We start from the raw sequence: 12,530 nt of genomic DNA, 5'->3' as shown, positions 1-12,530 counted from the left end.
ACGAATCATGTTGCCGATCCGCCGCGACCTCCATTTTGCCCTGCCCGCCGAACGCATCACCGACTGGCACGAACAGGGCCCGTTCATCACGCATTTCTTCAATGCCTTGTCGCTGCTGTTCCCCCAGGGCGAACTGTTTTTCATGGACAGCGTGCGTCACTACCGCAAACGCGTCGACGATCCGGCGCTAAAGAAACAGATCCAGGGATTTATCGGCCAGGAGGCCATGCACAGCCGCGAACATGTGGCCTATAACGACCTGATGCAAGCAGCCGGGCTTCCGGCGCACACCCTGGACCGTCGGCTTAAATTCATTCTCGATCTGCAGAAGAAACACTTCGCACCGTCGTTCAACCTGGCGATCACCATTGCCCTTGAGCACTACACGGCGATGCTCGCGGAAATCCTCCTGAGTGACCCGTCGCGCTTTGGCGATTCGCTCAAGGGCTACCAGCAGATGTGGTATTGGCACGCCCTGGAAGAGACCGAACACAAGGCCGTGGCCTTTGATGTGTGGAACACGGTGATCAAACCCGGGCCCAAGCGTTACCTGCTGCGCACCGGGACCATGCTGACAACTACGGTGTTTTTCTGGCTGGTGGTGCTGGATTTTCATGTGCGTCTGTTGATTGCCGACCGCAAGGCGGGTGGGCACCTCAAAGGCTTCTGGCGCATGTTGAAATTTCTTTATGGCCCCAAGGGCGTCTTCCCACGCATGCTGAGGCCGTGGTTGCACTACTTCAAACCCGGCTTTCACCCCTGGGATCACGACAACCGTGCACGCCTGGCGGGTATCGATCGCTTGGTCGAGGAGATCGAACAGACCCAGCGCGGCTACTAGACCTGCGCCATGGCCGCACGCTGGCGCACAAAGCCCTCCAACTGATCTCCGGGCAACGCCTTGCTGAAATACCAGCCCTGGATAATCAGCTCGGCGCCGGTGTTCAAGAAGGCCAACTGCTCGGCGGTCTCCACGCCCTCCACCACCACGCCCAGGTTCAGCGCTTCGCAGAAACGCAGCATGCCGGTCAGGACCTGGGCGCCCTTGGGATCGTGCTGCGCCACCACGAAACTGCGATCGATCTTGATGAAGTCCACCGGGAACTGGTGCAGGTAACTCAAGGCCGAAAACCCGGTGCCGAAATCATCGATATAGACCTTGGCGCCGATGCCCTGCAGTTTCTGGATGTTCTGGCGCGTGGCAGGGATATCGCTGACCAGCGCGTCTTCGGTGATCTCCACCGATACCTGGCCATGGGCCTGGGCGAGGATCTCCACCAGGCGCTCGCCGTGGGCGGCGTCGGTCAGGGTGGCGCTGGAAATATTGATGGTCATCGGCAGGGTAAAGCCGAGTTTCTGCCATTTCTGGTACTGGCGAATCGCCTGGGATGCCACCCACATATCCACGTCCGGCATCAACCGCGCCTGGGCCAGCCATTGCAGGAACTCCCAGGGTGAATGCACCGTACCCTGGGCATCGCGGGCGCGCATCAGCGCTTCGCAGCCAGTACACAGCCCGGTGCGGGTCGAGACCTGGGGCTGGTATTCAAGGTAGAACTCATAATCGCTGATCTGCTGGATGCGATTCAGTTCATTGGCCTGGCGCGCCAGCGCCTTGTGGGAAGCCAGGACCGGGTCCAGTTCGCGCAGCCGGCCTTTTTCTTCCAGGCCGCGGAAGGTCATGTCCAGGGACTTGAGGTACACCGTGCCACCTTCGGCAGCCTGGCGATGAATCGCGCGCACATAGGGTGCATACACCAGCGTGCCCAGGCCCAGGAGCGTCACTTGCAGCGCGACGGCCGCCAGGTCGCCATGAGTACTCAGGTAGGCATTGAGCAACACCGGTGCGGTAAACGGGACGCTGGCCACCGCCGGGGATACCCAGCCCAGTTGCACCACGGTAAGCGCCACCATTGCGTTCAACGCAGGCACCAGCAGAAACGGAATGAACAGACGCGGGTTGAGGATGATCGGCAGGCCGAACAGCAGGACCTCACTGACGTTGAACAGCGAGAGCGGCAAACTCGCCACGGCCACCAGGCGCATGGACTGGCTCTTGGAAAACAGCAGGATTGCGATCAACAAACACAACGCACCGCCCGAACCACCGATAAAGGCAAAGCTGCCCAACAGGCCGCCGTTCAGCACATACCTGATTGGCTCGCCCGCTGCCAACGCGGCGCCGTTGAGCACCACGGCCTGGTCCAGCACATCAAACAGCGGTTGCATGGCATAGACGCCGTGAACCCCGAAAAACCACAACAGCGAGTTCATCACGGTGACAAACAAACCGCTGCCGTAGGGCGACTCCAGCGCATCGAGCACCTGGGGGCCCTGCAGCTGCGCCACATAGGGTATCTGCAACAACAAGGACAGCGCAGCCACCAGCGCCAGGGCGGTAATAGCCCCTGGCACTACCATATTGATCGTGCCTCGCAGGTTGTACCCCACCAGGTCTTCATTAACCAGGCGCGTCCAGCGAAAACGGTGCAGCCAGGCCAAGGCCGGTACATTCAGCAGCGGCGAGGCAATAGCAATAAACAGCAGGAAGGTGGCCGATGCCCGGGGATATTCCCGCAGGATAAACGTCGCCAAGACCACATGGGCCAGGCACAGGAACGCCACCGGCAATTGCGGCAGGCGGTGCTGGATCGCCAGCATGTAGCCAATGGAGGCGGCCACCAGACACGGGATCACCGAACTGATCTGATTGTGCAACCCCGCCAGGAAGCTTACCACCTGCGGGCTGCAGCCCAACACCCGAGCGCATTCGGACAGGATCAGAAAGGCCGCAGACACCAGCAGGCACGGCAAGATCCACAGCAGCCCTTCGCGGATCGCTCGCAACGAATCGGCACTGGCCAAAGCGGCCAGGCGCTGGGTAAAGAAAAGTTTGAACAGCGTTTGCGCCATGACCCATCCCTCTGCCCATCGCCCGCTGCCCTTGGAAAGCAGGGTCGGAAGCACCGGGGCTAACGCTACACGTCCTGGCACCGGGAGCGAAAGTCCTTTGCCATGGGTATCGGTGAATTTCCAGCAATGAGTGACAGTCAAAGCCGGGTATCTCCAATAGTTTAATTTTCTGGTCTGGACCGGTCCTGGAATCTGCTTCAATACCCGTTATCCGTGTTGCTTGTGCACACACGGCTTGCCCCGGGCCAGAAACCGAGGCCTGGTCCCACCTGATTTGGAGCACGCCCTTGTCACCTCCCGGCGATAACCACCAGCTCGCGCTGGATCGATTCCTGAACGAACATCCCGATGTGGCTGCCGAACTGAACACCCTGAACCCACTGGCCGCTCAGGCCAAGGGTGAAACCCTGGCACAGTACCGCGCCGAACGGCTGCATGAAGCCTTCGAGGCGGAAGCAGAACGCCTGGGTTTGTTTGCCTGGGAGCTGACCCTCAGGCTGACCAGCCAATCCCCTGCTGACTTCGAGGCGCGGCGCCTGGAAGTACACAAGGAAGTTGCCCAGATGGCCGGCTTGAGTTGGACCGAATACTGCCAACTGCATGATTTGGCTGATTGACACCCCCACTACACAAACCAGTAGCGCCGTCGTCTATTCATCGCTTCGCCCAACTCCTCGATGGCAATGGTTCGGCACTCAGGGTCCAGGGCCAGCGCAGAACGCAATGCCGGCCAGCACCGCCGAGGTAATTGCCGAGGCCTGGACAATGGCTGATCCGACTGATGCTCGCCGGGGCGCCGTCCCTGGGCGAGCTCATAGATTACGCAGGCGGCGCCATACAAGTCGGCCCTGGCGGAGATGTTCCCCCCGGCCACCAGTTCCGGCGCCGCATACCCGGGCGTCCAAGCCTTAAAGCGACTGCGACTCAAAGTGGGCAGCCCCGCAGCCTGCTCCGCCTCGGCATGGCCCAGGCCGAAATCGAACAGCCGCACTCCCTGCTCGCCCAGCATGATATTGGCCGGTTTCACATCGCCATGGAGAACGCCCCGCCTGTGGGCATAAGCCAGTGCATCCAACAGTTGCAGGGCGATGGGTTGCAACTCCCGCCACGGCAATCCATCCGGGCACTCCGAGAGGATGCGGTCAAGGGTCCTGCCCTGCAGCAGTTCCATGGTGAAGAGCGCCACCTGACGCGGAGTATCGACCTCGAAAGCGTACGTTCTGACCACGTGATCATGCCGCAGGCTCCGGGTCAGGGCGAACTCGCTGTACAGCAATACATGGCCGTCGGAAGATTCGGCAAGCGTATCGCTCAACAACTTGAGTGCCACCCACGCGTCGGGCTCGCCGAACGCCTCGTGCAGCATATCCCGGGCTCGGTAGACCACTCCCATGCCACCGCTGCCCAATAACCGATCCAGCTGATAGCGTCCCGCAAGCAGTTTCGGCGGGCCGGCGACCTCGCTCATGGCTGGACTACCACGGCCGTCAGGTCATCCTGGGCCGCCCCCCGTAGCACGTCGGAAAACAACCGATCCACTACCTGGCGGGGCGGCCCCACACTCAGGGTGCTGCCCAACTCGCCATGGCTGAGCCCCTGATACAAACCATCGCTGCACAATAAAAACACATCCCCAGGTTGGGTAATGAACTCCAGCACCGCCAGGCTCAATGGCTGCCGCCCACCGATGGCACGGGTCAAGGCCCTGGCATCCGGATGCGCCAGGGCCTGCTCCAGGCTCAATTGCTGCTTGTCCATCAGTTGCTGCCACAGGGAATGGTCCCGCGACAGTTGGTACAAACGTCGTCCCCGCCAAAGATAGCAACGGCTGTCCCCGACCCAGATGCAGGCTGCGCGATTACCCTCCAGCAGCAACGCAACCACGGTGCTGCCCATGATGCCGTCGGCAGCTTGTTCCGTGGTGGCTTGCCCCATTTGACGGTCGAGCCGTCGCAAGCAGCATCGTATGGCATCGATCCGTTCGTCAAAGCTGCCCTGGTCGGGCAACGAAGCCAGGCTGCTGATGACCCAGTGGCTGGCCACATCCCCAGCCAGATGCCCACCCATTCCGTCCGCTACCGCCCAACAACCGCGCCGGGGGCAGTCGAGGAACGCATCCTCATTACGCGCGCGCGTCTTGCCTCGCGCCGTTCGCCCGGCGCTGCACCCATCGGCATGCACCTGCCTCACAGTTGCTCCGGCAAACGGAAGGTGCGCCAGTTCGCCATCTGAAAAGGACCAGGGTTGCGATGGCTGTTGAGCAGGAAGGTGGCATGCGTGCCAGCGAGCTCAGCCTTGAGCAGCCGAGAACCCCGGCCGCTCCCAGGCTCACTTTGCATCAGCTCGAAAAACCGGAACAACGACCAGGGACCAGCGTTTTTTTCCATGCCCAGCGGCCGCTCCGCCCCCCGCTCCAGCACCAGGCTGCTACGGCCATCGTCCGCCTCGCCTGGCCACTGGAAAGCCATGGGCACGATCGGGCCATGGCGGTATTCAAGGTGTTGATCACCAATGCTCAGGATCGCTCGGCTGACCGCCTGGTCCAGGCTATAGGGCGCCAGCGTGAAGCGAACCGCCCACTCACCCTGGTCCTCGGTAAAAAACCCCTGGCGAATCACCTGGGCCTTCGTCAGCTGGTCCAGCAATGAGCGCGACAGCGCCAGGCTACGGCCATCCAGGCCGCGTAGACGATAGCGACCGGACTCGGCACTGACAAAGGCCCGCAGGTAGCTTTCATAAAAGCGCGCCATGCCACCCCGCGGCTTGAAAAAGTCCTGGAAATCGCCAAGGGCAACATCACTCTCGGACCGTGGGTTGAATGGGTACCGACGCTGGATCGCCTTGGCGTAAAAGCCATAGACCTCACTTTGGTAACGCTGATTTATATACACATACGCATCATCGAGCAGCAGCCGCCAACTGTCATCGGCAATGCCTTCAAACCACCCCTTGACCGGCAACGGCAGGCGCCCGGCAGCATCCCGCAGATTCCCCAGCAATGGCTGCTGCCCTTCCATTCGTTGCCTGGCCATCATGAATGCCGCCTGCCCTGGGGTAGCTTCGCGGTTAAGGGCCGCCAGTTGCAGATGCCATTCATCGAGCAGCCGCAACGCCTGCGTCAGTTCAGCTCCAGGGTTCTGATCCGCGTCCAGCAATTGATGCAGGTGCTCGAACCGACGCTGCAGTGCACGCCGGGCAGAATCAGGCTTTGCCTGCCCATGCAGCTGGCTGGGCAGCACGCTGGAAGCGCTGGTCCCGAACTCGCCGGAGGGCGGGCTGAAATCCTCAAGGGGATCGTTGGTCGACAGCAGGCGTGTGTTTTCCCGAACCTGTCGCAACAGCTGCATCAACGGCGACTGCGCTGACGCCAGGCTGGCAAGCCCGTCAGCATGCTGGCTCAGGCTGTCACTTTCCTGCAGGCGCACCTGGCCAATGGCTTGGCTCCAGGTGTCGGCGTACTCACTGAAATAACGTTGCTCGAGCTCCAGCATCAACTGGCGCAAATCCAGGCTGCTGAGGTCTGCGTCCTCCCCAAGTACCCAGTTGTCCTGAACAATGGCATTCACCAGCCGAGAGCCCTGCCTTTCGAAGTACTGCACATACCGCCGGGTATAGAAGCCGGGGATGGGCTGCTCGACCGCTGCGAACCCCCTCCCCTCGGCCAGGCGCAAGGGCTCAAGGTCACGCGCCTGGTCACGCAGCACCCGATAGACCACGCCCGCCAACGACTCGCCGCGCAGTTCCTGGCGGGCCTCGGCGAGCAGCTCAACGTTCAAGGGCATCGCGAAGGGGCGCTCAAGCAGCCGTGCAAAATGTGCATTCAATCGTTTCTGCACCGAAGCATCCCCGGCATAGCGCACAGCCCAATGAACGGCCACGCGCTGCGCCAGCCAAACCTTATCGCGACGCTCGCGAAGACTGAGCATCAGGTAAGCCCGCAGGATGTCCAAAAGCCCCTCGCGGTCGCCAAGGCTGGCCCGTACCTGTTCTTCAAGCATCGTAGATACCAGCGGCAACAACTGCTGGTGCAGCAAGTCTTCATAGGCACTGACCAACAGTGGCCGACTCGCCTCCCCTTGATACAAGCCGCCCCGCTCCACCGCACGGGCCTCCGCCAACGCTGGAAACACTTGGGTCGCAGCCAGGCGGTCGTCCAGCAGACGCAGGAGCACCAGGGTATCGTCCAGACCGGGTGACGCGGGCGGCTGTGGCTTGAGCAGTTGCGCCAGTTGCACCAGCCGCTGGTGATTGATCGAATAACTGTGTGCCCACAGCCACCCCGCCGCGACAATGACCAGGGAGGCGGCCAACGCCAGCAACCCTTGGTGTCGACGGATACGCTGTCGTTCCGGAGTCTGCAGCCCGGCGAGATTGGCCTCGGCAAAAATCACCCGCTTGAACAGGCCCTGGACGAAGTAGGAACGCCTGTCGGCAGTCTGCGCACTCGTCAGGTAAAAGCCACGCAATCCGTTAATACGCTGAAAGCGATGAGAGGAGAACGCAGACTCCACAAACAGGCACAAACGTTCACCGATTTGCGCAGCCTGCCGAGGAAAATCGAGCATCAGCCCGCGACGTTCGATATTGCGTTCCTGATGCAAACGCGCAATCAGCTCTGCTCCAAGGCGTTGCAGAAACGCCTCAAACGCTTCGCGAACCTGGGTGATCGCGGTACCGGCCGGACCTGTTGCCACGGGTTCTCCGAGCAGGGCTTCGGCGCCGTCGCCCTGGGACGCATCGAAGAACTCGACAAAGCCCGGCAACCGGTCAGCCTGGGTCAATACCAGATAGATCGGCACATCCACATGCAGCATCTGCTGTACGTCCTGCAACCGGGTGTGCACGTGGCGCGCATGCATGTCCAGGTCGCGATCATTGCTGCCAAGCAGCGTCTCCACCGCCAGCGTCACCACCACGCCATTGAGGGGGCGAGCCCTGCGCCGCAATCTGAGCTGCTCCAGAAACGTCGCCCAACCGGCCCCATCCACGGCACTGTCAGGTTGGGCCAGGTAGCGCCCTGCGCTCTCGACAAGGACAGCTTCGTCGGCGAGATACCAATCAAAATACTGGGTTGCGCCCGGTGCCATCGCTTCCTCCCGATCAAGTGGGAACTGCGATCCGCAGGCGACCAGCAGACGGGTTCTGCCGCTGCCCTGCTGGCCGAGCAACAGATACCACGGCAAGTCGTTGCGCCAACGCTCATTGCGCTCGCCATAACGACGGGAGGTTTTCAGTGTGTGCAACGCCTCCTTGAAACGCCCCCGCACCTGCCTCCGCTCTTCGTCAATCAACCCCTTGCGTTGGTGGCGCTCCTGGTGCTGGCGCCGATTCAATCGTGCGGTACGGCGTGAGTCGACCATGACCATCGCTAACCCCCACAGCAGGAATAACCCGCTTATGGTCAACAGACGAGCTGGAGCGCCCTGCCAGAAACGGTGGTCGTCCACCGCCAGCAATGGCCCGAAAAACCACACCAGCAACGCGCTGGCGAACACCACAAACAGGCTCCAGACCCAAGTCTTGCGCAGCGCCGTGCCCACGCCCTTGAAGAATGCGTTCATTCATTGCTCCCAGCGTTACAACGGCGACCGTGTCTGATCCGACGCCAAAGATTGAAAAGGTTGCAGCACCGCCATGCGTTCATTGCCCAATGCCCAGGCAAAACCCAGGTACATGGCCAGCAAACAGGCGAGCGTGAAGACGACGACCCCGGCAGGGGAAAAGATGTGCATCCCGGCACCCGGTGCCTGTGCTGCGGCAGCGGGTACAGGCATCGGCGGGCGCTCACCGCGCACATGCCGGATCTGTCGATACAAGCCATCGCGTACCGCTTCCAACTGCGGCCCGCCCCGCTCCATGACGCGGTATTTACCTTCAAACCCCAGCGACAGGCACAGGTACATCAACTCCAGCATTGCCAGGTGCTTGACGGGGTCGCGGGATAAACGCTCCAGCAGTTGGAAGAATTTTTCGCCACCGAAGGTTTCGTTGTGAAAGCGGCTCAACAGGCTGGATTTCGACCAGTCACTGCGACTGCCCCACGGGGTAGTGACCACGGCTTCGTCAATAACGCTGCACAGCACATAGCGCGCCGACATGACCTGCCTGTCCTCTGCACCCTGGTGCAAGGCATACGCTTCAAACGCCGTGATCCCCGACGACAACCGGTCATTGAGGGCCTGCAAGCTTTCCCGGCCGGAACTGCGCTTGAGTCGAACGACCTGCGACAGGAGTTCCCAGGCGGCGGCCACCAGGATGTTGGGCCCGATCTTGAAACTCTGTGCCCCTTGCAGGCTGGCGGTGTAGATCATCCGGTCTTCCAACCGTTCGAAGCGCGGTGGCGATGGGAAGTCCGTCACCGGCGCCCCTGCGGGCGCGCGACCATCGAGGTCAAGCAGGATAGTTTTTTCGTCCTGCGGGTATTCGCTGTCCATTGTCATGGCATTCAGTTCCTGATGGCCCAGAAATTGAGTTTGAGTTCGGCAAACTCGCCACTGGCGTGGAAGGCAAAACCGCCCGATTGTTCCAGCTGCGTGATATCACGGGCACTGAGTTCGAGCATGAAATAGGTCTTGCCGGCATGGAACGGGATCTGTCGGGGCGCCACCGGCAGTGGCTTGACCTTGATGCCGGCCAGATGCAGATTGACGAGCTCGCGGATGCGTTCCACGGAGCCGATTTTCAAGTGCGCCGGAAGGCGGTGGCGCAGCTCCTCCGAATCGCATTGGGCAGTTGCCGCCAGAATGAATGTTGCGCTACCCAGCAGTTTGAGATCACTCACCGGACAGACCAGCACACCATACTGTCGCGGCTCCAACGGGAGCTCAGTGGCGTGTTGTTCCAGCACCAACGACAGCACGGTGCGAATGCCTTCCATCAACCCACGAAAACTCGCCCCCTGCTCACCATGCTGGTAACGAGTCTCCAGTTGCGCGCGTTTGTTGTCGGTGGCGAACGTCGACAACTCGCCGAGGATCGACAACAACTGCCTGTACAACACCTCCGGACGTACCTGGCTCTGACTCAGGAAGTGACGCAACACCAGCTCGGTTCGATTGATCAGTTGCAGCATCAGGAAATCGCCGACCTGGGCCCCCTCCGCCCCGCCACCTCCCCGGATCCTCGCGGCAATCGCATCGCCTCGGGTGCCCAGCAGACTCAGCACTTCCTTGATACATGACGCGACATAGCCTGAGCCCTGCACATAGATAAACGCCGGTACGAAATCCGCGTCCAGCCGCACGCCGCCCTCGCGGGTCGAATCCAGCACCCGGGCAACCTGGAGTTTCACCTGCAACGTGTCACTGGTTTGCTCCCCTAACAGCAATCGCAGGTCCGGGCGTGCGCAGTTGATCCGGCAACGGGAATCAAAGCCAGCGTTTGAATCAGTGATCTCCGCTTCGCAGCTTACGTAGCGCGCCAGCACATCACTGTGCTCCTGCTGGCGCACTTCCACCTGATTGCCGATGGCCAACGGCAACGCCAGGTAAATGGCTTGCCCACTGGTGTGGGCAGGAACCTGCAACGCCAGTGGCTCCATCACGCTGCTCAGCTCGAACAAGCTGCCATCGGGAAATACACCGCTGGCCTGGTTGACGACCAGCTTCCCCAGATTGAGGTACTGCATATCGACATCAAGGGTCAGGAACCCCCAACCATCAATGCCCAGCAAACGGGTACGGTTGAGTTGCTGGTGGTAGTAACGGTCGTTGTGCTGCAAGTGTTGGGGGCGCAGCAGCATGCCCTCCTGCCACACGACTTTATGAACCTGCATGTCTATCCTCCGACCTCCGGGCTTGAGGGGTAACGACGCGAACCCCGGACTCGTCGAGCATCAGCTCGACACGCGTCAGGCGCTGCCGGGCGACGGGCAGCACAAGCCGCCATTGCACATGGGGCAGGTCCCGATAGGCAGCCACCACCCCGACATAACGACTCTGTGGTTCGACACTGAGCTTCAGCGCCAGCCGCTCACCGGGGCGCAGCTCCAACTCCTCGCTGTTGACCCAGTCCTTGGGCAGCGCCTGCTCTGCGCGGCTATAGAGGGTGAAGAAATCAGCGTTTTCGAACGCCACCGCGTGCCGCAGCTCCAGCAGGCGCACCACGATGGGAGACGGGCGACCGTGAAGGTCGCGGTTGACGCCGTCGCTGGCGCTCAACGCCAGGTCCAGCTTGGTCAGGGTTGAATACGGTGACACGCTGGCACACCCGGTCAGCAGGCCGAGTACAAGCAGCATTGACAGAACGGCAGCTCGATACATGACAGTCATCCCGGATAAGGCGCATGCAGCGTGGCGACCAGGCGCACCTGCTCCGCGTAGGCTTTGGAAAATTGGTTACGCAACAGCTGCTCGCCCAAGGGTTGCTCGTCGATAAGGTGTCGGTAATGGCGCTGGTAGGCCCGCCAGTGGGCTCCATCGGTAGAGAACCTGGCCGGCATGTCCTGGCGCTCGAAGCACAGCAACAGATGGCTTGGTGCAAATGCCTCCACAGCGCCACGTATTGCAGCACGGCAAGCCACGACCAAGGCCAGCTGGTGGATTTGCATTTCCCGGAATGCCTGGGCGACCGCTACCTCTGCAGGCAGCGGGCCCGGCTCACCGAGGCCCAACAGTGAGGCCAGGGCAGACGGGGTATCGGTGCAATCCTTCAAGGGGTTGTGACTCTTAATGGCAGGCACGGTCCAACCGAGGTTCAACTCGCCGTTCAGCTCATCGCGAGTACGCAGACTCTGCTGCAGCCCTTCGATGGTTTGCCTGAACAGACCAGCCACCTTGATCGCCAGGGCTTCGCATGCCTGGGTATCAAGCGTATCCAGGGGCACGCCCATCGCGTCCGCGAACTGCGACCAGAATGGAGCACGACTGGCTGCAGTCACCTGGGCGGGTTGAGTCGAGGCCTCTTCCGTTACTGGCTCGGCCCATCTCGGCACGATCAGGTGATCCCGTTCCAGGGGGCAGTGGGACAGTGCGCAGGCCGCCCTCGCAGCCGAGAGTTTCAGCGCCTCCGGATCCCCGGGTGAGCTGCCATGCACCTGCTCGCTATCGAGTGCTCGCAAGGGGTCAAGCACCAAAAACGCGTCATCCGGAATCGTATCGTTGCCGAAAAACACCTGCCGGCCATTTTGTCTCCCGGGCGCCACAAGTCGTGCACGGATATCCACTGGCCCTAGTTGGTAGACATCACCCTCGCTGATCAGTCGTGCCTGCCCTTTGCACAAGCGCTCCGCGCTGCCCGACACGCCAATGCCATTGCTGCTGATGTCGGTGAAAAAATACTGGCCATCCCGGTAACTGACCAGGCCATGATGACTGGAGAGCAAGCGACTCGCGTCCGGGATGACCCAGTCACAGCCGATCCCGCGGCCGATCACGCCGCCGACGCCGTCGAATGTCTTACAGGATGCAGGCTCACCGCTTCCGGTATTGCACACCTCAAACACTAGTTGCATGACAAGGCTCCGCTGTTCAATCGCTGCGACGTGTCGCCTGGGGGTCACCCAGCGGACGGTAGTCAGCGTCATCAAAAACGTAATTGGCGTTGCAGCCGCTCAACAAGCACAGGACAAGCCCCAAGGATTTCCAAGTACGAAGTGGCATCAGGTATCTCCAATGAAA

The 12,530-nt window shown here is 61.2% G+C and carries 11 protein-coding genes; 2 read left to right on the top strand and 9 right to left on the bottom strand.

Annotated elements, in window-relative coordinates; translation table 11 throughout:
• Nucleotides 1-7: 7 nt before the first annotated feature.
• On the top strand, nucleotides 8-841 hold the full coding sequence (locus C8K58_RS02235; protein ID WP_027608597.1) for a metal-dependent hydrolase: 834 nt from the start codon (nucleotides 8-10) through the stop codon (nucleotides 839-841).
• Here C8K58_RS02235 and C8K58_RS02230 read toward each other — a convergent pair.
• Nucleotides 838-2,913: an EAL domain-containing protein gene (locus C8K58_RS02230; RefSeq protein WP_098479301.1), complete on the bottom strand. Its 2,076-nt coding sequence runs from the start codon at nucleotides 2,911-2,913 to the stop codon at nucleotides 838-840. The two genes, C8K58_RS02235 and C8K58_RS02230, sit on opposite strands and share 4 nt — an antisense overlap.
• A 287-nt stretch (nucleotides 2,914-3,200) precedes the next feature.
• On the opposite strand from C8K58_RS02230, the gene C8K58_RS02225 reads away from it, so the two are divergent.
• Nucleotides 3,201-3,530: a DUF6388 family protein gene (locus C8K58_RS02225; protein ID WP_027608599.1), complete on the top strand. Its 330-nt coding sequence runs from the start codon at nucleotides 3,201-3,203 to the stop codon at nucleotides 3,528-3,530.
• Between the two features lie 8 nt (nucleotides 3,531-3,538).
• Here C8K58_RS02225 and C8K58_RS02220 read toward each other — a convergent pair whose 3' ends face one another.
• From C8K58_RS02220 to C8K58_RS32605, 8 genes are read right to left on the bottom strand one after another with little or no spacing between them, the layout of a single operon-like run.
• Nucleotides 3,539-4,381 (bottom strand): serine/threonine-protein kinase, encoded by an 843-nt coding sequence (locus C8K58_RS02220; RefSeq protein ID WP_108572862.1) that lies wholly within the window; start codon nucleotides 4,379-4,381, stop codon nucleotides 3,539-3,541.
• Nucleotides 4,378-5,094, bottom strand: a complete 717-nt coding sequence (locus C8K58_RS02215) for a PP2C family serine/threonine-protein phosphatase (protein WP_108573313.1) — start codon at nucleotides 5,092-5,094, stop codon at nucleotides 4,378-4,380. Before C8K58_RS02215 ends, C8K58_RS02220 begins: the two co-directional genes overlap by 4 nt.
• Nucleotides 5,095-5,099: 5 nt before the next feature.
• Complete coding sequence (gene tssM / locus C8K58_RS02210; RefSeq protein ID WP_108572860.1) at nucleotides 5,100-8,474, bottom strand: type VI secretion system membrane subunit TssM; 3,375 nt, start codon at nucleotides 8,472-8,474, stop codon at nucleotides 5,100-5,102.
• A gap of 15 nt (nucleotides 8,475-8,489) precedes the next feature.
• Nucleotides 8,490-9,353, bottom strand: coding sequence for a type IVB secretion system protein IcmH/DotU (icmH, locus tag C8K58_RS02205; protein ID WP_092356783.1), 864 nt, complete (start codon nucleotides 9,351-9,353; stop codon nucleotides 8,490-8,492).
• Between the two features lie 5 nt (nucleotides 9,354-9,358).
• Entirely contained in the window at nucleotides 9,359-10,687 is a 1,329-nt protein-coding gene (tssK, locus tag C8K58_RS02200) for a type VI secretion system baseplate subunit TssK (RefSeq protein WP_092356780.1), read from the bottom strand.
• Entirely contained in the window at nucleotides 10,674-11,174 is a 501-nt protein-coding gene (tssJ, locus tag C8K58_RS02195) for a type VI secretion system lipoprotein TssJ (RefSeq protein WP_027608605.1), read from the bottom strand. The genes tssK and tssJ overlap by 14 nt, the downstream gene beginning before the upstream one ends.
• Before the next feature lie 5 nt (nucleotides 11,175-11,179).
• Nucleotides 11,180-12,364: a type VI secretion system-associated FHA domain protein TagH gene (tagH, locus tag C8K58_RS02190; protein WP_027608606.1), complete on the bottom strand. Its 1,185-nt coding sequence runs from the start codon at nucleotides 12,362-12,364 to the stop codon at nucleotides 11,180-11,182.
• A gap of 16 nt (nucleotides 12,365-12,380) precedes the next feature.
• Nucleotides 12,381-12,512, bottom strand: a complete 132-nt coding sequence (locus tag C8K58_RS32605) for a type VI secretion protein (protein ID WP_081744502.1) — start codon at nucleotides 12,510-12,512, stop codon at nucleotides 12,381-12,383.
• Nucleotides 12,513-12,530: the final 18 nt, after the last annotated feature.

The sequence above is a fragment of the Pseudomonas sp. GV047 genome, from assembly GCF_003058245.1.
In the GTDB taxonomy this organism is placed as follows: Bacteria; Pseudomonadota; Gammaproteobacteria; order Pseudomonadales; family Pseudomonadaceae; genus Aquipseudomonas; species Aquipseudomonas marginalis.
The sequence above is the reverse complement of the archived record's forward strand: the minus strand, read 5'-3'. Positions and strand labels throughout refer to the sequence as shown.